This is a genomic window from Streptomyces sp. ActVer (assembly GCF_027270795.1).
Classification (GTDB): Bacteria; Actinomycetota; Actinomycetes; order Streptomycetales; family Streptomycetaceae; genus Streptomyces; species Streptomyces umbrinus_A.
This window is the reverse complement of record NZ_JAPWHT010000175.1, coordinates 1-19,827: the sequence shown is the minus strand read 5'-3', so window position 1 is coordinate 19,827 and position 19,827 is coordinate 1. Positions and strand designations below refer to the sequence as shown.

17 protein-coding genes and 2 pseudogenes are annotated in these 19,827 nt (G+C 68.5%); 11 read left to right on the top strand and 8 right to left on the bottom strand.

All coding sequences use genetic code 11. The features are described from left to right. The 5 genes from O3Q52_RS26595 to O3Q52_RS26575 form a co-directional block, all read left to right on the top strand. Positions 1–438: hypothetical protein (locus O3Q52_RS26595; protein ID WP_269651261.1), on the top strand; the 438-nt coding region annotated here is incomplete at its 5' end. 369 nt (positions 439–807) lie between these two features. Continuing rightward, positions 808–954, top strand: coding sequence for a hypothetical protein (locus tag O3Q52_RS26590; protein WP_269651260.1), 147 nt, complete (start codon positions 808–810; stop codon positions 952–954). Positions 955–1,481: 527 nt separating this feature from the next. Further along, positions 1,482–5,186 carry an XRE family transcriptional regulator gene (locus O3Q52_RS26585; protein WP_269651259.1) on the top strand — a complete coding sequence of 1,235 codons (3,705 nt, stop codon included), beginning with the start codon at positions 1,482–1,484 and terminating at the stop codon, positions 5,184–5,186. Positions 5,187–5,790: 604 nt separating this feature from the next. Continuing rightward, complete coding sequence (locus O3Q52_RS26580) at positions 5,791–6,624, top strand: PIG-L family deacetylase (protein ID WP_269651258.1); 834 nt, start codon at positions 5,791–5,793, stop codon at positions 6,622–6,624. A 571-nt stretch (positions 6,625–7,195) separates the two neighbouring features. Continuing rightward, the gene (locus O3Q52_RS26575) at positions 7,196–7,828 is read left to right on the top strand and encodes a DUF2461 family protein (protein WP_269651257.1); all 633 of its coding nucleotides are present in this window, start codon (positions 7,196–7,198) and stop codon (positions 7,826–7,828) included. 1,061 nt (positions 7,829–8,889) lie between these two features. Here O3Q52_RS26575 and O3Q52_RS26570 read toward each other — a convergent pair. Then, positions 8,890–9,324 (bottom strand): Rrf2 family transcriptional regulator, encoded by a 435-nt coding sequence (locus O3Q52_RS26570; protein ID WP_030942118.1) that lies wholly within the window; start codon positions 9,322–9,324, stop codon positions 8,890–8,892. Between the two features lie 127 nt (positions 9,325–9,451). On the opposite strand from O3Q52_RS26570, the gene O3Q52_RS26565 reads away from it, so the two are divergent. Beyond that, positions 9,452–10,201 carry an SDR family NAD(P)-dependent oxidoreductase gene (locus O3Q52_RS26565; protein WP_269651256.1) on the top strand — a complete coding sequence of 250 codons (750 nt, stop codon included), beginning with the start codon at positions 9,452–9,454 and terminating at the stop codon, positions 10,199–10,201. An 86-nt stretch (positions 10,202–10,287) separates the two neighbouring features. Here the strand turns inward: O3Q52_RS26565 and O3Q52_RS26560 are convergent. Next, positions 10,288–11,292: pseudogene (locus tag O3Q52_RS26560) on the bottom strand (IS1380 family transposase); the annotation flags it as partial. 390 nt (positions 11,293–11,682) lie between these two features. Here O3Q52_RS26560 and O3Q52_RS26555 point away from each other — a divergent pair. Together O3Q52_RS26555 and O3Q52_RS26550 are read left to right on the top strand one after the other, a co-directional pair. Further along, the gene (locus O3Q52_RS26555; protein ID WP_269651255.1) at positions 11,683–12,486 is read left to right on the top strand and encodes an SDR family oxidoreductase; all 804 of its coding nucleotides are present in this window, start codon (positions 11,683–11,685) and stop codon (positions 12,484–12,486) included. A 36-nt stretch (positions 12,487–12,522) separates the two neighbouring features. Next, a complete protein-coding gene (locus O3Q52_RS26550; protein WP_269651254.1) occupies positions 12,523–13,407 on the top strand; it encodes a helix-turn-helix transcriptional regulator in 885 nt (294 codons plus the stop codon). A gap of 615 nt (positions 13,408–14,022) precedes the next feature. Here O3Q52_RS26550 and O3Q52_RS26545 read toward each other — a convergent pair. The 4 genes from O3Q52_RS26545 to O3Q52_RS26530 form a co-directional block, all read right to left on the bottom strand. Next, positions 14,023–14,427 carry a type II toxin-antitoxin system PemK/MazF family toxin gene (locus tag O3Q52_RS26545; RefSeq protein WP_269651253.1) on the bottom strand — a complete coding sequence of 135 codons (405 nt, stop codon included), beginning with the start codon at positions 14,425–14,427 and terminating at the stop codon, positions 14,023–14,025. 420 nt (positions 14,428–14,847) lie between these two features. Further along, entirely contained in the window at positions 14,848–15,000 is a 153-nt protein-coding gene (locus O3Q52_RS26540) for a hypothetical protein (RefSeq protein WP_269651252.1), read from the bottom strand. A 103-nt stretch (positions 15,001–15,103) separates the two neighbouring features. After that, positions 15,104–15,502, bottom strand: coding sequence for an SDR family NAD(P)-dependent oxidoreductase (locus O3Q52_RS26535; RefSeq protein WP_269651251.1), 399 nt, complete (start codon positions 15,500–15,502; stop codon positions 15,104–15,106). Positions 15,503–15,564: 62 nt separating this feature from the next. Beyond that, positions 15,565–16,266 carry an SDR family oxidoreductase gene (locus O3Q52_RS26530; protein WP_269651250.1) on the bottom strand — a complete coding sequence of 234 codons (702 nt, stop codon included), beginning with the start codon at positions 16,264–16,266 and terminating at the stop codon, positions 15,565–15,567. Positions 16,267–16,430: 164 nt separating this feature from the next. On the opposite strand from O3Q52_RS26530, the gene O3Q52_RS26525 reads away from it, so the two are divergent. Further along, the gene (locus tag O3Q52_RS26525; protein WP_269651249.1) at positions 16,431–17,129 is read left to right on the top strand and encodes a TetR/AcrR family transcriptional regulator; all 699 of its coding nucleotides are present in this window, start codon (positions 16,431–16,433) and stop codon (positions 17,127–17,129) included. Between the two features lie 271 nt (positions 17,130–17,400). Continuing rightward, positions 17,401–17,703 (top strand): annotated as a pseudogene (locus tag O3Q52_RS26520) (cation transporter); the annotation flags it as partial. Positions 17,704–17,759: 56 nt separating this feature from the next. Here the strand turns inward: O3Q52_RS26520 and O3Q52_RS26515 are convergent. Continuing rightward, complete coding sequence (locus tag O3Q52_RS26515) at positions 17,760–18,137, bottom strand: VOC family protein (RefSeq protein WP_269651248.1); 378 nt, start codon at positions 18,135–18,137, stop codon at positions 17,760–17,762. Next, positions 18,134–18,916: an ArsR family transcriptional regulator gene (locus O3Q52_RS26510; protein WP_269651247.1), complete on the bottom strand. Its 783-nt coding sequence runs from the start codon at positions 18,914–18,916 to the stop codon at positions 18,134–18,136. The genes O3Q52_RS26515 and O3Q52_RS26510 overlap by 4 nt, the downstream gene beginning before the upstream one ends. 82 nt (positions 18,917–18,998) lie before the next feature. Between O3Q52_RS26510 and O3Q52_RS26505 the strand changes: the two genes are divergently transcribed. Further along, positions 18,999–19,827, top strand: an 829-nt coding sequence (locus O3Q52_RS26505; RefSeq protein WP_269651246.1) for an APC family permease, incomplete at its 3' end; no start/stop codon positions are given.

The following is a 19,827-nucleotide window of genomic DNA, read 5'->3' as shown; positions in this document are numbered from 1 at the left end:
GTTCTCTCCACGGGGGCAATGGCCTTCTCGATCGGGCTCGGGGGGCAGGACCTCGCGCTGGACCGGACGGCCGCGATCCGCTGGGTGCCCCGCAGAGCGGCGCATGTGCTGCTCGCCGGCGCGGTCGTCGCCGCGGCGCTGCTGACAGTGCAGAGCATGGGCGCGCCCATGGCCACCGCTGCGTTCGTCGTCCGGGACAGCGCGGGCCTGATGGGACTGGTCGCCTTCGGCGCGGCGCTCTCCGGCGGCCAGTACGCATGGACGCTGCCGTTCGCCTGGCTCTCGTTCTCGTTCTTCGCCCCGCCCCCGACGAGTGCGCCGATGGAGGTGGCGACGTGGATGCTGCTGCCTCCCGGCACGGCAACGGGCACCTGGACGGCCCTGGTCCTCACGGTCGTCGGCACCGCGGCCTACGCCGTCGCGGGACCGAGGCGGTAGCGGGACTCCGATACCTCGGACCGGGAGTCACCGTCGGGCCACGTCGGCAGGTTGATCGCGGCGATGCCGCGGTCGAAGGAAGGCCGGCAGCCGCTGCGGGGCGCCGTTGCGGTCCATGACGTACAACGTGCTCCCCGGTTCGACGGGAGACCGCCGACGGTCCATCGGGCTCTATGTGTTCTTGGCGGCGTCGGCGCGCCTGCGCGAGCCGACGCTGCGATCTTTGCGCGCGCTTGGGCTCAGTGAAGGCCCTGGCCGATTCGATCCACTCCGGCAGCTGGTCGCCTTGTCACTGGCCGAGCATGTGGGCAACCGAGGGCACATGCTCGGCGAGCGCTGCCAATCCGGGGCAGCTTCGACGATTCGGGGTTGACCGACTGGATCAACCGCGACGACATCAATCAGGTCACAGCCCTGGCGCCCAACCAGCTCAACTCCCGTGCCACCCACTGGATCTGGGACAAACCCGCACCACCGACCTGCTCGCTACGGCGCCGACATGTGTACACCGTTTGAGGAATCCAGCACTACAGAACTTGAATGGGGGATATCGGGCCGCTCTCGGGACGGCGTGGGGGTGGCTTCGGTAGTCCTGCTGCGGCGAGATACGCGCGGGGTGGTGGATCGACAGACGCCGGGAGGGCCGTACGGGCGCGTACTTCGGCACGAAGCCGTGGCTCGGTTCGAGGGCGGGGGAGAGGTACCGGGATATCACTGCCGCGTTACGGATCTCGCAGCGGTCGGTGGAGCGCTGGCGGCGCGATGAAGGCCTGGCCGGGGTGGCGTCCATGGGGTCACCTGGTCGGCCCCGACTGCCTGGGCGCCCGTTCGTGAACCGCGTACAAGCGGGTCAAGCGCCGAGAGTCCGAAGTTGGAACGGGCCGGCAGCGCGGCAGTTGCGGCCGGGCTGTCCACTTCAGGTGTAGGGCCCCGGCGTTGTTCGGGTTCCGGGCACTGGTGCTGAACAAGCAACTGCTGAAAAATGTGACGGCGCCGTTCCAGGTGTGACACGGGGGAACGGGGATCTACGGGGAGGTGCGGCGATGCCGCGCAAAGAGCGACCGCTGGATGCCGGGGACGGTCCGTTACTGGAGTTCGCCGCAGACCTGCGGCAGTTGCGGCAGAAGGCGGGGGGTCCGCCCTACCGGAAGCTGGCGGAACAAGCGCACTACTCGATCTCGACCTTGTCCTCCGCGGCGTCCGGGCAGCGGCTGCCGACGCTGGCGGTGACGCTGGCCTACGTGCGCGCCTGTGACGGGGACTTGCAGGAGTGGGAGCGGCGGTGGCGCGAGGTGGCACGCCACTTCGGGCAGGAGGACTCCGCCCTCGGCGAGACAGAGGAATCCGGCACGCCGCCGTATGCGGGTCTACGCCCGTTCCGGGAGCAGGACGCGGAGTGGTTCTTCGGCCGGGAGCAGCTGGTGGCCGAGCTGGCCGAGCGGCTGGAGCGGCAACAGTTCGTGATGGTGATCGGGGCTTCGGGCTCGGGCAAGTCGTCGCTGTTGAGGGCTGGGCTGGTGCCAATGCTGCAGACCACTGCGACGACGGTGGTACTGACGCCGGGGCCGCGGCCGCTGGAGGAGTGTGCGGTGCGGCGGGGCGCACTGGCCGGACTGGCCCCGGGCGCGCTGTATAGGGAGTTGCGGGAAGATCCGGAGAGTCTGGGGCGCGTGATGCGGCAGATCACCGCCCGTGCCGGTGCGGTCGGTGGTGGTGGCGACGGCGTGGTGCTGGTCGTCGACCAGTTCGAGGAAACCTTCACAGCGTGCCAGGACCACCATGAGCGGCAGTGCTTCATCGAGGCGCTGATCACTGCCGCTTCGGCCGGGTCCGGCCGGTGCCGGGTGGTGCTCGGTGTGCGAGCCGACTTCTATGCGCACTGCACCCACAACCCGCTGCTGGTGGAGGCGATGCGCGACACGCAGGTGCCGGTCGGACCGATGAACCTCGAGGAGTTGCGCAGAGCCGTGGTGAGACCGGCCCAGCAGGCCGGTTGCACCGTCGAGGGCGGGCTGCTGGCATCGCTCACCGCTCATGCGCACGGCCAGGCCGGGATGCTTCCGCTGCTGTCGCACGCGCTGCTGCAGACCTGGCGGCGTCGTCGCGGCAACGCGCTGACACTGGAGGCGTTCGAGGCAGCGGGCGGGCTCGAAGGCAGCCTGGCACGCACAGCCGAGGAGTTCTACGGACAACTGGAGCCAGCACAACGGAAGCTGGCCCGGCGGGTGTTCGTGCGGCTGACCGCGCTGGGCGACGGGACGGAGGACACCCGTCGGCCGACGCGCCTGGAGGAACTGCAAGGGCTTGCCGAGCAGTCCGGCGGTGCCGACATCGCCGGCGTACTGGACCGGGCGGCCAGAGCACGGCTGCTGACGCTGGACCAAGAACGAGTGGAACTGGCCCATGAGGCGCTGATCCGCTGCTGGCCCAGGCTCCATGGATGGCTGACCGAGGACCGGGATGCCTTGCGGATCCTGCGCCAGCTCACCGGCGCGGCACACGCGTGGGAGGCGCTGGGGCGGGATCCCGGCGCACTGTACCGAGGCACGCGTCTGGACATGGCCGCCGCGTTGGACCGTACCTCCCTGTCCGTGACGGAGCAGGAGTTCCTCGACGCGAGCCGCGCGGCCGCGGACGGCGAACAAGCTGCCGCGCGCCGCGGTGCCCGCCGCCTGCGCCGCCTCACCGTGCTGCTCGCCGTGCTCCTTGTCACGGCCTCGGCCGCCGCCGTGTACGCGGTGCGCGCACAGGGAACAGCCACCCGGCAGCGCAACATCGCCCTGTCCCAGAAGGTCGCGGAGCAGGCCACCGCACTGCGCTCCACCAACCCCGCGCTCGCTACCCAGCTCAGCCTCGCCGCCTACGGCCTGGCCCCCACCACCGAGGCCCGCAGCAGCCTGCTCAGCACCTTCGCGACCCCCTACGCGACACGGCTCACGGGTCACACCGACAACGTCAACGCGGTGGCCTACCGCGCCGACAGCGGCACGCTGGTCACCGGCAGCAACGACAACACCGCCCGGCTGTGGAACATCACCGACCCTCATCGCCCTCGCCCGTCGGCCATCCTGACCGGGCATACCGAGAAGGTCAGCCACGCCGCCTTCAGCTCCGACGGCCGCACCCTGGCCACCGCCAGCTGGGACGACACCGCCCGGCTGTTGGACACCACTGATCCGCGCAACCCTCACCGTACGGCCGTGCTACGCGGCCACACCGGCGACGTCAACGCCGTCGCGTTCAACCCGGAGGCTACTGCCCTCGCCACAGCGAGCAGCGATGGCACCGTGCGGCTGTGGGATGCCACCGATCCGCGGCATCCCCGCACAACGGCCACCCTGCGCGCCGACGACGACACGACCGCCGCGATCGTCTCCCTGGCCTTCAGCCCCGACGGGCGCACCCTGGCCGCGGCCGGCTTCCATCGCACCGTACAGCTGTGGACGCTCAATGCCTCCGGGGACGCCCGCAGGTCGGCCACCCTGACCGGCCATACCGCTGCCGTCAGCTGGGTGGTGTTCAGCCCTGACGGGAAGACTCTGGCCAGCGCGAGCTGGGACCGGACCGTGCGACTCTGGAACTTGGCCTCGCCCGGACGCCCGGCCCGGTCGGCGACCCTGACCGGCCACACCGACGGTGTGCGCTCCGTCGCCATCAGCCCCGACGGGCGCACGCTCGCCAGCGCAAGCCTGGACCGTACTGTGGGGGTGTGGGACATCAGCGCCACGCGCCGACCGAGGCGCCTGGCCGTGCTGACCGGGCACACCGACGCCGCCGTCTTCGTGGCCTTCAGCCCCGACAGCCGCACCCTGGCCAGCGCCGGGGACGACCAGACCGCCCGCCTGTGGGACCTTGACACCCCTACCGTCCACGGTCACACCGACACCGTCTGCGCAGTGGCGATCAGTCCCGACGGCCGCACGCTGGCCACCGGCAGTCACGATCGCACCGCCCGCCTGTGGGACATCACCGCACCCCGCAGCCCCCGCGAACTCGCCACCATCACCGGACACAGCAACCACGTGAACACGGTGGCCTTCAACCCCGACGGCCGCACCCTTGCCACCTCCGGCCTGGACGGCACCGTGCGGCTCTGGGACGTCAAAGACTTACGCCGCCCCCGCGAGTCGACCTCCGCCATCGGACACGCCAGGGGTGCCAACGCCGCCGTCTTCAGCCCGGACGGCACCATCCTGGCCACCGGGGGATGGGACCGCACGGTACAGCTGTGGAACGTCAGAGACCCCCGCCGGCCGAAGAGGCTGGACACCTCGCCGGCGCTCTCCGAGGGGGTCAGCTCCGTCGCCTTCAGCCCGGACGGCGGCATCCTGGCCACCACGGAATTCGGTGGTGAGACGCGCCTGTGGAGTGTCGCCGGCCGCCGCCTGCACCGGACAGCGGTTCTCGACGGCCATGTCGGCGCCGCCTACTCTCCCGTCTTCAGCCCCGACGGCAACACGCTGGCCACCATGGGCGCCGACAGCACCGCCCGACTGTGGGACACATCAGATCCAAGGCGCCCCCACGCGCTGGCCTCTCTCAGCGGCGAAAACTCGTACCTCACGGCAGTATTCGGCCCCGACGGTCACACCCTGGTCACCGCAGGCGCAGACCGCACGACCCGCCTGTGGGAGACCACCCCGGAACGCGTCGCTGACCGCGTATGCCGACTGAGCCACCCCACCATCACCCGCTCCGAGTGGAAGAAGTACTTCGGAAACCTGGCCTACCGGCCCCCATGCCCATAACAGCCGGGGCAGCCTTGCCGCGCACCACAACCCCTCGGCCTGCCGATGAGTTCCGTTCTCACACAGCCCCACTGACCAGCAGTTTGAGGGTGAACCGCTCTCTATGCAGGTGCCTACGGCTGTCGGCCCGTTCCGTGAAGCCCGGTGAGGTCTACTGCCGCCCGCTCTCCGGGCACTCGGCAGCACCCTGCCCCTCACGCAGAGCCCCGCCACACGCGCCCGGATCTGACGGTCCTGGCGCCACTGCCTGTCTGTGGCGCTCGTAAACGGTCTGCCAGGGGCCATACCGCTCGCGCAGGTCACCACGGCGCACGTCTCGGCATCGAGGTCGAAGTCGTCCGACGCGCCCCCGGGGCCAAAGGTTCAAGGTCATAGCGCCTGTACCTCGATCGCGTTGAACGCCGACGCCTGCAAGATCAAGTGGCTGCGCCGGGAACATCCGGTCCGGCCGGCACGGTTGCATCGACCGAGGGACCGGCGTCGCACGGGCGGGGAACTCGGAGACCACAAGGTCGTCCGCCCGACCAGTATCCGGGCCCCTGGATTGCGGCACGCCTGCCGCGCTACTTGGACCAAGACGTATTTTCGCTGGAGGACTGTTTTGATGACTGACCGGCCCTTGACGCTGATGGCAGTACACGCCCACCCCGACGACGAGGCCACCGGAACCGGAGGGGTCCTCGCGCGGTACGCGGCGGAAGGCATTCGCACGGTTCTCGTGACGTGTACCGACGGCGGTTGCGGTGACGGACCGGGGGGTGTCAAGCCGGGTGATCCCGGGCACGATCCTGCGGCGGTCGCCGTGATGCGCGGTCAGGAACTCGAGGCGAGCTGTGAGGTCCTGAAGGTCAGCGATCTGGAGATGCTGGACTATGCCGACTCCGGGATGATGGGCTGGCCGAGCAACGACGCCGCCGGATCCTTCTGGCAGACCCCCGTACAGGAAGGCGCGGCACGGCTTGCGGAACTCATGCGGCACTACCGACCCGATGTGGTCGTCACCTACGACGAGAACGGCTTCTACGGCCACCCCGACCACATCCAGGCCCACCGCATCACGATGGCGGCGCTGGAGATGACCGCGCTGACACCGAAGGTGTACTGGACGACGATGCCCCGCTCGATGATGCAGCGGTTCGGCGAGATCATGCGCGAGTTTCATGAGGACATGCCGGAGCCGGACCCTGCCGAGGCCGCCGCACTGGCCGAGATCGGCCTCCCCGACGATGAGATCACCACGTGGGTGGACACCACCGCGTTCAGCGGTCAGAAGTTCGACTCGTTGGCCGCGCACGCCAGTCAGGGCGAGAACATCTTCTTCCTCAAGATGGGCAAGGAGAGGTTCGGCGAGTTGATGGGCATGGAGACCTTCGTACGTGTCCAGGACGCCACTGACGCGGCCATACCCGAGAACGATCTCTTCGCCGGACTGCGCTGATCCTCCCGACCGACCCGCCGGGAAAGCGCATCGGCCGCACGGCGCGATCGAGCGGGTCACACACCCGTAAGCCTGTCCACGCGAGTTCCGCTCCGGCAGTCCGCGCCCAGGCCCTCGTCGGCGGCGTCGACGTGTGCCCGCACTGCCGACCCGACACCGCGCTCGTCCCCGAACCAGCTGGCGACCGCACAGGTGGGAGACTTGCGGGCTGCTGACTTGGAAGGTGCGCGACAGCTCAGCTCATAAGCCCGGCGGTCTGTCTGATCAAGACAGACCGCCGGGGGAGCGAGACGAAGCTGAGGCTCCGATGCCTGACACGCCGTGAATCAACGGAAGCAGCAGCAGGTCACGAGGGCGGTCGCCGACACCAACCGCGAGACCCCACACCAGCTGTGGGATCTCACGTCCCGCTGCGCGCACTCCCCGTGTCCTCGACGAACTCGCCCACCGCGCACGGCACATCGAACTGGCCGGAGCACCCAGCCGCCACACATCCCACCATGTCCGGGGCTACGCCTCCCTGCCCGTCTCACTCTCCGCGCGCGGATTTCGGGTGGGCTAGGCTGCGCGCATGCGCGGACAGTTCACCGGCTGGCCGGAGCAGGCCATGGACGTGTTGTGGCAGCTCCAGGGCGAACCGACCCACGCGACCCGCGAGCGCTACCGCGCGGACCGCGAACGCCTCGTCAGGCAGCCGATGATCGCCCTGCTCAACGAGGTCGCGGACAGCGACCCCCGGTACGAGGACTTCTCCGTCTGGCACTACCGCACCGACTCCTGGTGGTGGCAGAACCAAGGCGCGGTGATCCGGCTCGGCCGCAAGATCGAGATCGGTCTCCGGTTCGCCCTGGAGGGCCTGCGGATCCAGGGAGCCTGGTGGTACCCCGACCCCGGCCAGGTGGACATGTTCCGCAAAGCGGTGGCCTCCGAGGGGAGCGGCCGCGAACTGACCGCCATCGTTGAGGACGTGCGGACGAAGGGCTACGACATCTCCGGGGACGTGATGGAACGCCCCCCGCGCGGCTATCCGACCGACCACTCCCGTACGGACCTGCTGCGCCACCGTTCGCTGATCGCCGCCCGCCCCCTCGGCTGCGAGGAGTGGCTGCACACCCCCGAGGCCGTCGACCGGGTCCTCTCGGCCGCCGCCGACCTGGACGCCCTGCTGATGTGGCTGGTCCGCCACGTGAAGCACGCCGCCTGACATCACGAGGGCGCCGCGCGGCGATGCGCACCTTCAACGCCGACCGGTCGTCCATCGCCCGACAACGGTCCGGCACCTCGGCCAGAGGTTGGCCCGGTCGAAGAGGGGCCCCGGGGTGTGCGTCAGGTGCCATGGATCGGCGACCTGGATGGCTTGTGGGGGGCGCCGCGGGTGGCGCCTTCGGCGAAGAAGGCGGCGCGGTCGCGGCAGACAGTCTCGATGCCGGGCCGCTAGGCGAGCCAGGCCGCCAGAGTGTCCGTTTCCCGGACCGGCAGGTGGTCCACCGGGCGATGTGTCTCGACGCCGACGAGCACAGGTCTGTAGACATGCCCCTTGCGCTGCGGCGTATTCGTCCACGCCAACCACGCGGGGCACGGCGGTAGGAGGATCGGGCAGTGCGTCGATCAGCCTCAGCAGGACCCGGACCGGCGGCCCGAGGCGTCCGTCATCAGGGCGCCGACCCGGCCGCTAGCGCAAGTCCGACCGAGACCAAAGTCGACCGCAGCCTCTCGGTCCGTCGCCCGAACCGTCGCCCGAACCGGCGGGTGGAACTCGGACACTTCCTCGGCGAAGGTCTTGCGCAGGCAATAGTCCTCCTCGCAGACGAACCGGCGCACCCGCAACGACACCACGGCGAACTTGTCGACCGCTGGCAGATCACGGGAAATCGCAGGTACGAACCGCGTATTTGGCCCGACCAGCACTCACATCTCGCGCAGGCCGCCCGACGGTCGTCCAGGCCTCGATCCGGACGACCGTGTCGGTCATCTCGACCGATCCACGGACACGCCCTCCACCGAAGAGAACAGCAACTCATCCAGCAGCGGCCGTACTTCGTTCACGCCGCAGCACTGTCGGCCACACCGCGCTCCGGCCGGGCGACGGCGGAATCGGCACATCGGTCACGCCCGGACCAGGGCACTGCAACAAGATCAAGTTACGAGTTCGCAGGACACGGTCTGATACTGCAACCAACCGTCTTTGGCGTGACTGGTCGCCAGGCTGGTCGCCGGCCTGGGCATTGATGGGGATCTTGGTGATGTCAGGGCGTAACGAGGTGGCTAGCGAGGTGCCGCGAGTACGTCCCGGAGTACGTTCTCGAGCGTGACGCGGGCCAGCTCGTGTCTCAGGGTCTCCTCGATGCCCTCGTAGATGCCCTGCATCGCCGGCTGGATGCCGTAACCCACCACGCATCCTTGGTCCGGGGTGGTGCGGTGCATTGCGAACAGCGGGCCGGGTTCCACTGCCTCGTACACGTCGAGCAGGGTCATCGACTCCAGCTCGCGTGCCAGCGACCAGCCCGCGCCCACGCCCCGCCGGGACTCCACGAGCCCAGCCCTGCGCAGCTCGCCGAGCAGCCGTCTGATCACCACGGGGTTGGTGTTCGCGCTGGTCGCGATCTGCTCGGAGGTGGCGACCTCATGGCCTTGGCGCTGGTAGAGGCCGATCCAGGCCAGCGCGTGGGCGGCGATGGTCAGCCTGCTGTTGGCGCTCATGGACTCCTCCTCTCGGCCGCAACGCTTTATGTTACGACAGCTCAGTCGTAACAGCGAAGGTTGCAACAGCCTGTCGTAACAATTAGCGTTGCGACTGCCGGAAGGGTCAATCAACGAGGTGAGAAGAATGAGCAAGCCACTCATGGGCAAGGTCGCCCTGGTCACCGGGGGGTCGCGCGGGCTGGGAGCCGCGACCGTACGGCTGCTGGCCGAGCAGGGCGCCGACGTCGCCTTCACCTACGTCAGCTCCGAGAAGCAGGCGCAGGCCGTCGTCGACGAGGTGCACGGCAAGGGAGCCAAGGCCGTCGCCTCGCAGTCCGACCAGGCAGACACGAGCCGGGCGCCAGCGCTGATCGACGACGTGGTCGCGCACTTCGGCGGCCTGGACATCCTGGTCAACAACGCGGCGACCTCCGTGGCTGGCACGGTAGACGACCCGGACGCCGACACCGCCGCACTGGACCGGATGCATGCCACCAACTACCTCGGCGTGATCGCCGTCATCCGGGCCGCCTCCCGAGTGCTGCGCACGGGCGGCCGCATCGTCACGGTGAGTTCCGGACTGGGCTCCCGGGTCGGCGCCCCCGGCCTTGCCGACTACTCGGCGACCAAGTCAGGGATCGAGAGGTACACCATGGGCGTCGCACGCGACCTCGGGCCCCGGAACATCACGGCCAACGTCGTGGAGGCCGGACTGATGGAGGGCGGCATGCAACCGCCGGACCCCGAGACCCTCAATGCCCTGGTCAGCTCGCTGTCCCTGCAACGCATGGGGCACCCCGACGAAATCGCCGCGGCGATCGCCTTCCTGGCGAGCCCGGCCGCGTCGTACGTCACGGGCGCGGTGCTGGACGCCCATGGTGGCTACAACGCCTGAACCGGAACCCCCTGGTGCGCGCCCCGAAGGAAATCCCGTCTTCGGGGCGCGCACCGCCAAACGGCCCGCGCGTGCGTGGACATTCCTCAAGAAGCCCGGATCGTGATCGTGTTACGGGCTCTAATGGAAGCTCTAATGGTGGTTCTAGACGGTGTCCTATGTGGTGAGGCGGACGAAGCTCTTGTAGCGGCACATGTCAGTCGGTCGGTGACCTGCTGTTTCTTCGGCTTGGAAGTGAAAGCGGTGTAGAGGATCTCGGCTATCTCGGCGTCGGAGATCCAGCACTGGCCCTCCTCGTCCCAGACCGCTTGGGGATATTTGATCGGTGTCCAGGCGTCCTCGTCGATGCGGGCGATGGTGGCCTTGACGGAGGCGTTCATCCGCATGGTGATGGAGAAGCGGGCACCCAGGGCCCGGCAGGCGTTGATGACGTCGGCGCCGTGGAACGCGGAGTCCGCCCGCAGCATCAGCAGGCCGCCGGCGCCGCAGGCGCGTGCGGTGCGGATGGTCTCAGCGACGAACGCTGCCGCCCCGCGCGCGGAGTTCGAGGGTCCCTTGCGCAGTCTGGTGGCGGCGATCACGGGGGCGGACAGGGGTGTGGAGACGACGCCGAGCAGTGCATTCAGGCCCTTGACCTTGCTGTATCCGTAGTCGGCGCCCTGTTTGGCGTAGCCGTGGGTGCGGCGGATGGTGTCGTCGATGTCCACGTATGCGGCCTGGTCCGCGCCGGGCAACAGCGGGGTGTGACGGGCCAGTTCGTGCAGGAACCGGCGGGCCACGGCGTGCAGTTGCTTCACATGCCCGTGGGTGAAGGAGCGCAGGAACGACCCCAGCGTGGACGGGGCCCGCACTGCGGAGAACAGGCGGCCCAGCGCACCGTGCCGCAGCCGGTCCATGTCGTCGATGCTGTCGGCGCCCGTGGCCGTGCCGCCCACCAGCGACATCAGTTTCGCCGCAGGGCAGGCGCCGGTGCCGTCCTTCGAGTCGGGCAGCCGGACGTGCTTCCTGACCAGCGCGGGCAGACCGCACCGCTCGGCCAGCCGCACCACCGGCTTCAGCCCGCCGTACGCGATCAGGTTCGGATCATCGAACGCGGATGAGACCGCCGCCGCGACACGGGAAAATTACATCTCGGAAGTGCACATCTCGGAAGTGCCTTGCCGATCGTGCCTGATGGGGTCTTGGAAAAACCCCATCATCGCAGGTCGGAAGGCACTTCTTCGTTTCTGGGTGAACCATCCACGGGCATCAAGCCGGGGTGATCCGGACTCAGCGCACCAGGCAAGGGGGGGTCTGGCAGTACCTGTATCACCAGGGTCTCCCCGACGTCCAAAACGCCTGTCAACCTGGTTGAGGCGAAAGCGCCGACAACACTCCATGGAAACGCACTGCAGCAGCTTTACCCCCATCAGTTCAATTCAGCTGCCCCGAATGCGCGACCGTGTCGGCGCATTCTTTTACGACAGAAGGAGCGGAGACCAATGGCGGACAACCAGTTCACCACTCACACAGAACTTTTCGATCTGAGGGGAAAGTACGCCCTTGTCACTGGCGGCACCAGAGGCATTGGGATGATGATAGCGCGCGGCCTTCTCCAGGCGGGCGCCCGCGTCGTCATCAGCTCACGCAACGCAGACACGTGCGCGGAGGCACAGCGTCTACTGTCCGAATTCGGCGACGTTCGAGCAATCCCCGCCGACCTGTCCAGGCACGACGAGTGTCAGCGCCTCGCTGATCTTGTCCAGGCCGACTCGGAACGCCTGGACATCCTTGTCAACAACGCGGGAGCGATGTGGCGCGAGCCGCTGGAGACGTTCCCGGACGAGGCCTGGGATGCAGTGCTCGACCTCAACCTCAAGTCGCCGTTCTGGCTGGTGCAGGCACTGCTCCCGGCACTTCGCAAGGCGGGCACCGCCGATGATCCCGCACGGATCATCAACATCGGCAGCATCGCCGCCATCCACGTCGCCCCGTCGCCCAACTACTCGTACGCCAGCAGCAAAGCGGCACTCCATCAACTCACCAGGGTACTTGCCAGGGAGCTGGGCCCACAGCACGTCACGGTGAACGCGGTGGCACCGGGAGTGTTCCCGTCGCAGATGATGGACTCCACGATCGATGCCATCGGCGACACGATCGCGGCGGCGGCCCCTCTGCGCCGGCTTGGCCGCGACGACATGGCGGGTGCCGCCGTGTTTCTCGCCAGCCGGGCTGGGTCCTACCTCACGGGCGCAATCATCCCGGTGGACGGCGGCACCGCAACGACCGCAACGGGTATCCATTAGGCTGCGGGACGGGCTTACGGCGAGGAGATAACCGCGATGGATCTACGCACCGAGATCCGGGAGTTTCTCAGCTCACGTCGCGCCCGCATCGCACCCGAGCAGGCGGGCCTGCCCGCTTACGGCGGCAACCGCCGGGTCAAAGGTCTGCGCCGCGAGGAGGTAGCGCTCCTGGCGGGGGTATCCGTCGACTACTACGTGCGCATGGAGCGCGGCAGCCTCGCCGGTGCCTCCGACGGCGTGCTCGACGCGTTGGCCTCTGCCTTGCAGCTCGACGAAGCCGAGCGCGACCACCTGTTCCACCTTGCGCGCCAATCCAGGGCGCCCCGCAGCCCACGCCGGCGCAGGCCTGCCGTGACGGTGCGCTCGACACTGCAGCAGGTGCTCGACGCCATCTCCGATGCGCCGGCCTGGATCGGTAACGGCCGTTATGACGTGCTCGCCATGAATCAACTCGCTCGCGCGCTGTATTCACCGGTGCTGGCCGACCCGCGACGGCCCGCGAACACAGCGCGGTTCGTCTATCTGAACCCCGAGGCGGCCAGAGATCTCTTTGTCGACTACGACCAGGTTGCCGGTGACGCGGCCGCGAAGCTGCGCATGGCAGCCGGCCGCAATCCGCACGACGAGGAACTGATCGCCCTAGTCGGCGAACTGTCAACGTGCAGTGAACTATTCCGGCAGCGGTGGGCATCTCAGGACGTGCGGCTGCACCGGTCCGGCCGCAAGCGTATGCACCATCCGATCGTGGGCCAGCTCGACTTGGACGTCGAATCCCTGGAACTGCCCGCCGAACCCGGCCTGCACCTCAACATCTACACCGCACCCGCGGGCACACCGACCGCTGACAATTTGGCGCTCCTGGCGTCGTGGGCGGCCACCCAACAGACGCTGGCGACCGAGTTCGAAGCACACAACGGATAGTGTCCAACCCCTTCAGCCGTACTAGGGTCCGTCTCCCCGACCAGCGCGGGCAGACCGCACCGCTCGGCCAACCGCACCACCGGCTCCAGCCCGCCGTAAGCGATCAGGTTCGGATCATCGAACGCGGATGAGACCGCCGCCGAGGCATGGGAAGATTGCATCTCGGAAGTGCCTTGTCGATCGTGCCTGATGTGGTCCTAGAAAAACCCCATCATGGCAGGTCGCAAGGCACTTCTTCGTTTCTGGGTGAACCATCCACCGGCATCAAGCCGGTGGATCCGGGCTGAGTCTGCAGTAGCCGGACAGCGAGAAGACCATGCGCTCGAAAAGAGATTCCGTCTGCCATAACATACTCACGCGATCGGGCACCCAGCTCAGACCATCGCCTCCCTGTGGCGGGTTCTTTTCACGGATTCCAGTGCATCGACTCAGATACTCGCTCGAAGCGCCGGGCAGCCAGCTCCTGCCTCCGGATCGCCCAGTGAAGTGAAAATCCTTCCCTGCCCTCGATGCTGGGATTCCAGTCCGCCAACAACACCCAGTCCCCGAGGTCCCAGGTCTCATCCGAGTACTCCAGCCGTAGATCGTGATCTCGATAGTGGGTGGCGCCTCTGCCTATCCGAGTTCACCGAGACGCAGGGCGTCCCTTATCTCGCTGAGCTTCGCGGTTGTCGCCGGGGTCCGTTCCTTCGCCTGTTCGCCGAGACGGAGGGCGTCCTCAATCTCGCTGAGCTTCGCGGAGGACAGGACGCCCGCCCGCTCGATCAGGTCGTCCTGGGACACGGTGGTCAGCCACGTGCAGGGGGTAAAGCCCGGGCGCGGGAACGCGAACCGCAGCACGCCTTCAAAGGGCAGCCCTTCCATGGCACCTACTTGCACTTCGACGCCCAGACCGCTGATGTCGACGCCCGCAGGAGTGACGACCTGCATCGCCCGGATCCTGGACACGTCGTCTGCCGCCAGCAGTACGACCAGCCGCCGCTCGTCGAACTCCACCCACCAGACTTCGCCACGTTGCACATGTCCTCCTGACTCAGGACGGCAGGCGGAACTGCGCGACCCTGACGCGTTGTGGAGACGGGTGCGGCCACCGTTGATCATCGTGAGTTGTGGACTGACGAAGAGACGGTGGCCGCGGGTCACAGCATAGAACCCACCCGTGGGCGGGACGCGTTCGAGGGCAGGTGAGTGGCCGAAGCGTCCGCTGTCGACGTCGGGCTGCAAGGCCTCGCCGATCACCCAGTAGAGCGGGGTGGGCCGTTCGAGGGTGGGGCTGAGCTGGGGCTTTGACAGACCTCAAACCGCCGTTCCCAAGCGCGTGGAGATCATTACCCGACTGCGTGCATAACGCAATCATGCAGGCCTCCGGCGCTCCGAAGCGGTGCCGCTCCGCCGACCTGATCGGGTGCAGCCTCAGCGAGCCGTCGGCGTTGCCTCTGATCACAACAGCAGTCGTGCGCCCGCGCGGGCCTGTCTGCGGAAGCCTCGCCCGAATGACACCAGCATGCGCTCGGCACGATGGCGGTCATTGAAGCCGGCGATGACCACCGATTCCTGCCCAGATTGCGCGACCGAGGTGGTCTCCGACGTCACGGGAACCGTCATTCGCAGCGGGAATCCAGACCTGACCGAACGCACAGCCAAGCCTGCTCGATGGGCTTGCTCTCTCATTTTGGGTGCTCAGAAGCCCGCCGCGCTATCGATCATGGCGAGCGCGGATTCGAGTGTGATGGTTGCTGGGCCTGGTGGTCGGCACGCTGGTCGCGATCCCGACGGCCTGACGAACCTCTCCTCGGTCGGCGGTTACTGCTGTGGTGTCGAGCCCGGCCGACGGGGTGTATTCCAGGACGTCGATCCCGCCGAACTGCGTGGTGGCGTCCTTGAGTGCCTGGGTGAGGGTGGCGCGATCGAGTACGTCCGCGGGGAACGCGGCGGCGGTGATGCCCTCGGTGGTGAGGGTGCTGGCGAGATCGTCGAGCTTGGAGCGGTTGCGGGGGATCAGGGTGACGTCGTAGCCCTGGGAGCCGATGGCGCGGGCGATGGCGCGGGCGATGGCCAGGACCGTGATACCGGTGGCGGCCAGGAGTACGAGCATGGTCGCGCCGCGGTGTGGTGGGCCGCGGCGCGACCAGAGTCCGACGGGGAGCTGGAGCGGTGTCAGCCGCGGGGAAAGCCCTCGGCATCGAGTTTGAAGACGAGCTCGTCCTCGTCGCGCTTGGTGGTGTGCAGCTCCCAGTACATCGGTGAGATCTGCTCGGGCCGGGCCGCCTCCACGCCAGCGAGGACGGAGACGCCGATCGACGCGTCAATACCGACGTGGGCGGCCTGGATGCCGGTGCCGGCCAGCTCCTTGTGTAGGTTCATCGCCCAGTTACGCAGCGCCGCAGCAGCGGCGTTGACGTTGGCGACCTGCGGGTCAGGCCAGATCGAGCCGGCACCGGTGGTGTAGAGCAAGGTGCCCGCACCGGCCTCGCGCATCGCGGGCAGCACTGCCTTGGTGGCAGCGATTGCCCCGTACAGCTGGAAGTTCATCTCGAACTCCACATGCGACGGTTCGGTTCCGGCCGGAGCGGTCAGCGTGGTGATGCCGAACGTGCCCACTGGGGAGTATTCCAGGACGTCGATCCCGCCGAACTGCGTGGTGGCGTCCTTCAGTGCCTGGGTGAGGGTGGCGCGATCGAGTACGTCCGCGGGGAACGCGGCGGCGGTGATGCCCTCGGCGGTGAGGGTGCCGACGAGATCGTCGAGCTTGGAGCGGTTGCGGGAGATCAGGGCGACGTCGTAGCCCTGGGAGCCGAAGGTGCGGGCGATGGCCAGACCCAGCTGAGGGCCGGCTCCAACAATGGCGATGCTGGTCACAGCAATCCTTTCGTAGAGCGCCGTCCAGGAGACACGAGCGGCGCCGAAGAGACGAAGATTCGGTAAGGCCTATCCGTTTTGGGATCCGGATAGACCTTTCCGGTTCACTGCGACCACCGTAGCACGCGAAATGGATAGGGCTTTCCGATTGCTAGAGTGTCCCCATGAGCCCTGGCGACCAGCACTCCGAGGCCTCCGCCGCCCAGCCTGTGCGCAGTGACGTCGAGCGCAACCGGGGGCGGATCCTCGCTGCCGCGCGCATCGTGTTCGGACGCGACGGCCTGGGCGCCTCCATGGCCTCCGTGGCCCGCGAGACAGGCGTCGGGATCGCCACCGTCTTCCGGCACTTTCCCACGAAGGAAGCGCTGGTCGCAGCCGTCTTCTCGGACCGCATGGACGCCTACGCCGACGCGGTCGCCACCGCTCTCGAAGACCCCGACCCCTGGCACGGTTTCACTGGCTACATCGAGGCCGCCTGCGCCATGCAGGCTGCCGACAACGGCTTCGCCGACGTCCTGACCATGACCTTCCCCACCGCCAGGGCCATGGAGAAGCGCCGGAACGAGGCGTACGAGGGCATGGTGCGGCTAATCGGGCGTGCCAAGGCCACGGGCCGACTGCGCGAAGACTTCGACCCTTCGGATCTGGTACTGCTGCACATGGCCAACCTCGGCGTCGTCAACGCCTGCGGCGACGCCGCTCCCGACGCCTGGCGGCGTGTTGTCGCCTTGATGATCCAGTCCTTCGAGGCCCCGGCCCGGGCTCCCCTTCCCGCCTCGCCCGAGCATGACGCCCTCTACAGGGCCATGCTCCGCGCCATCCCGGCCGGCGACACCGCGCGGAAGCCGGAACAGAACAGGTGACCCGCTGGGCCCCGCCGACCTGTCCGCCCTCCATCGGCTGACAGAGGGCGATGTCGGCATCCCCGAGAGCGTCGTGTCGCTCGCCCGATTGCCTTCGGCGCCGGTGGCCTGGACGGTACGGCCATCGGAGGCCGGGAATCGGGCCCAACAGCGAACAGCGAACTGCGAACCACAGCCGATGACATCGATGCCCCCGGCTACGCCGACCATCAGCTCGAAACCGGTGAACGTGCGAGGCGCGAACTGCAGGGGATGACGGCCGGTGGTGCGCCTGTCAGCCGCCCAGGGCAAGACCGGCCGTGAACTCGGCTCCGCCGGCGCGGTCGCCAAGGAGACCCTGCTGTGCACCTGCCTCACCGCCGTCCTTCTGGTCGGCCTGGTCCTCAACGCCACCCCTCGGCTGGTCCTTGGCCAACCCAATTTCCGCCCTCGTCTTCGCCGCCCTCGCCGTCAAAGGAGGTCGCGACGCCTGGCAGGGCAAGGGCCGCAGTGCCACTCCGCCTCGACGGTTCCGGCCGCGGCCAAGGTGAGCGACGCGTGCGGCTGCCGTCCCGTGTGCGCCGGTTGTGCATGATCGGCAGCTCCGGTGCTGTGCCTGACTCGCTCGCGGCGGGTGTGACTGCGCTTCGCCTAGCGGGCGGGTTCGAACAGTTCGATGAGGTTGCCGGCGGGGTCGGTGAGCAGGATCTGACGCCCGCCGGGGCCCGAGACCACATCACTGAGAAAGGTCAGTCCGGCGCCACGCAGCCGGTCGATCTCGGCGTCGAGGTCGTCGACGGTCAGGTGGATGCGGTTGCCCCCGGCGCCGAAGTCGCTGGGGGTGGCGCGGGCGCCGGAGCTGGCCGGGCCGGACAGCAGCAGCCGCAGCGGCCCGCGGGTCACGTCGGCGAAGGCGGGGGCGGGGTGGCTGCGGAGGGTGAAGCCCAGGTGGGTGGTGTAGAAGTCGATGGCCGCCTGGACGTCGTCGACGAGGTAGCGGACGTTGGCGAACTGGTCGGGCGTGGTCACGGCTGAACCTCCTGTGGCGTGAGGGTGAGCAGTGGCAGCAGGTAGCGGATGCGGGTGTCGATGTCTGCTGCCGTGCGGACGAATGCGGGGTGGCCGACCGGGCCGGGGGCGGTTGCCGCAGCCGGGTCGGGGATGCTCCAGTGCACCAGGCGTGGCTGGTCGCCGAAGTCGGGGCAGACCTCGCGGACCTTGTCGCACAGGCTGATCACGAAGTCGAACCGGCGGCCGAGCAAGGTGTCCAGGCGTCGTGGACGCTGCCCCGAGATGTCGATGCCGTGCTGTTCACGCAGGACCTGGACGGCGTCGGAATGGATGCGGGGTTTGGGGTGGCTGCCGGCGCTGGCCACGTCGACGTGACCGTCGGTGCGGTGGCGCAGCAGCGCCTCGGCGATCGGGGAGCGGGCGCTGTTGCCGGTGCATGTGAACAGGACGGCGGACCGCCTCTCCGGCCGCGGCGAGGGCGGCAGCGGTGGGGTGGGGGCGAGACCCAGCGCCGGGTGCAGGGCGGTGCCGGCGTTGGTGAGCGCGTGGGCGCACTGCTGCAGGTCCAGGTGGTAGTAGCTGTCGCGGGCGTCGAAGCTGCTGCGGCGGGCGGTGACCAGCCCGCCGCCGCGCAGCAGCCGCAGATGGTAGGAGACCAGGTTCTGTGGCTGGCCGACCCGCTCCACCAGTTCACGAACACGGTAGTCACTCGCGGCGAGTTCGGTCAGCAGCTTCCACCGCAGCGGGTGGGCGGCCAGCCGCACGAACGCCGGGGCGGCAGGATCCGAGGGCCTCATGAATCCAAAATACATCAAACTCAATTGATGTACCTTGCTGCCGGGAGCCCCGACGATCAATGCCGGAAGACGGAGGCACTTCATGAGTCAGCCCAGCGAGACCGCGTCACCTCAGCTCCAGTGGCGGCTCGGCGTCGGCGACGCCGTCCTCATCGGACTGGGTTCGATGATCGGCGCGGGCATCTTCGCGGCGCTCGCCCCGGCCGCCCGCGCGGCCGGCTCCGGGCTGCTGGCCGCTCTGGCGGTGGCCGCGGTGGTCGCGTACTGCAACGCCTCCTCCTCCGCCCGGCTGGCCGCCCGCTACCCGGCCTCCGGCGGCACTTACGTCTATGGTCGCGAACGCCTCGGCGACTTCTGGGGCTACCTGGCCGGATGGGCCTTCATCATCGGCAAGACCGCCTCTTGTGCGGCGATGGCGTTGACCGTCGGCTCGTACGTGTGGCCTGGTCACGCCCACGCGGTGGCGGTCGCCGCGGTGGTGGCGCTGACCGCCGTGAACTACGTCGGGATCCAGAAGTCCGCGTGGCTGACCCGGGTTGTCGTCGCCATCGTGCTCGCGGTGCTCGCGGCGGTCGTGGTCACCGGCCTCACTTCGGCGACAGCGGACGCGGAGCGGCTGAGTGTCGGCTCCGATGCCACCGTCACCGGTGTGCTGCAGGCGGCGGGCCTGCTGTTCTTCGCCTTCGCCGGGTACGCCCGCATCGCCACCCTCGGTGAGGAAGTCCGCGATCCCGCGCGCACCATCCCCCGCGCCATCCCGCTCGCCCTCGGCCTCACGCTGGTCGTGTACGCCATGGTGGCCGTCGCCGTCCTGATGGTGCTCGGCCCCCGGGGGCTGGGGGAGGCGGCCGCGCCGCTGCCGGATGCGGTGCGGGCCGGGGGGGCGGACTGGCTGTCGCCCGTCGTGCGGG

Excerpts from the sequence above, each read along its gene's own strand:
- O3Q52_RS26585 (WP_269651259.1), top strand. The coding sequence starts at position 1,482 with ATGCCGCGCAAAGAGCGACCGCTGGATGCCGGGGACGGTCCGTTACTG.
- O3Q52_RS26580 (WP_269651258.1), top strand. The coding sequence starts at position 5,791 with ATGACTGACCGGCCCTTGACGCTGATGGCAGTACACGCCCACCCCGAC.
- O3Q52_RS26575 (WP_269651257.1), top strand. The coding sequence starts at position 7,196 with ATGCGCGGACAGTTCACCGGCTGGCCGGAGCAGGCCATGGACGTGTTG.
- O3Q52_RS26570 (WP_030942118.1), bottom strand. The coding sequence starts at position 9,324 with ATGAGCGCCAACAGCAGGCTGACCATCGCCGCCCACGCGCTGGCCTGG.
- O3Q52_RS26565 (WP_269651256.1), top strand. The coding sequence starts at position 9,452 with ATGAGCAAGCCACTCATGGGCAAGGTCGCCCTGGTCACCGGGGGGTCG.
- O3Q52_RS26555 (WP_269651255.1), top strand. The coding sequence starts at position 11,683 with ATGGCGGACAACCAGTTCACCACTCACACAGAACTTTTCGATCTGAGG.
- O3Q52_RS26550 (WP_269651254.1), top strand. The coding sequence starts at position 12,523 with ATGGATCTACGCACCGAGATCCGGGAGTTTCTCAGCTCACGTCGCGCC.
- O3Q52_RS26535 (WP_269651251.1), bottom strand. The coding sequence starts at position 15,502 with ATGCTCGTACTCCTGGCCGCCACCGGTATCACGGTCCTGGCCATCGCC.
- O3Q52_RS26525 (WP_269651249.1), top strand. The coding sequence starts at position 16,431 with ATGAGCCCTGGCGACCAGCACTCCGAGGCCTCCGCCGCCCAGCCTGTG.
- O3Q52_RS26510 (WP_269651247.1), bottom strand. The coding sequence starts at position 18,916 with ATGAGGCCCTCGGATCCTGCCGCCCCGGCGTTCGTGCGGCTGGCCGCC.